Genomic DNA, 1061 nt, shown 5'->3' with positions numbered 1-1061 from the left:
GTGTTAGCGGTAGTACTTTTTATTTTCATCAATAATCTTTTGTTCTAAAATTTGATAATCTGGAATCAATATATCATCGTCAATTAAATACATAAATTTTCTTATTGTATTAATTCCTTTAAAGTGTTTTCCTAAAAAAGTTGATCGGTCCCTGTAATCCGAATTATATCCTAAAACTACTCTGTTATTGACAACATCTTCTTCCACTATGTATAACCATGGAGCTTTAAATGCATGTCGCTTTGATAAGTCTCCACAATATCCAGATATTTGCATATTGTTTGGTGAATAACTAAAATGACCTTTGATTTTACCAAATTCATATCTGTCATGCATGACGTAATCATTTTTAGCTTTATAAACATCAGAAGGATTGAAATAGTAGAATGTACTGTCTGAATCAAAAATGAAGTACCCTAAGTGTTTTGTCCTTAATACGTTAACGATACTGTTTAGTTTTAATAATTCTTTCCCGTCGCATGTTATAAAGAATGTATCATTTCTAAGGGAATATATTGTATTAAACCTCTCATAATTGTCTCTGACCCATTTATCTTCATTTCCACGATAATACGTCTTGCTAATGCATGCCTTCATATTTTTATTTAATGGTTTTTCAATAATTTCTCTTTTTACGGAGTTGTCAATAATTTCATCACCAAATAACCAAATTTCATATTCACCAGAAGATAAAAGTTTCTTTCTAAAACTTTTATAGTTCGAGATAGCATAATCCACCAATTTTAATGTTTTAGAAATTAATTCAGTTGAAGACCAGGCAATAATATTTATGGTTGAATCCTGTATCTTAATTTCATAATCTTGGAAATTAACATCATATTGATGAATATCTAATTCAATGTATGGTAACGAAGAATATTTAGATTTCGATAATGAACTATACAAGTAATCATTTACTATTTCAGCAGCACAAATTTCATAAAACGCCGACTCACTTTTTATAACTCCGCCATCTCCGTAACTACAGTCATAGCTTACCTTTACTTTTCCCATAACCATTGTACATATTGTTATCTGATTGGAAAAGATTGATTGATTTA

At 29.1% G+C, this 1061-nt stretch carries 1 protein-coding gene; it reads right to left on the bottom strand.

The window, feature by feature from the left end:
• Positions 1-3 precede the first annotated feature (3 nt).
• Positions 4-1061: hypothetical protein (locus tag ACE01N_RS20475; protein ID WP_380592940.1), on the bottom strand; the 1058-nt coding region annotated here is incomplete at its 5' end.

This window comes from Quyinboa ferrireducens (assembly GCF_042436675.1).
In the GTDB taxonomy this organism is placed as follows: domain Bacteria; phylum Bacteroidota; class Bacteroidia; order Bacteroidales; family UBA5342; genus JBHJHP01.
The sequence above is the reverse complement of the archived record's forward strand: the minus strand, read 5'-3'. Positions and strand labels throughout refer to the sequence as shown.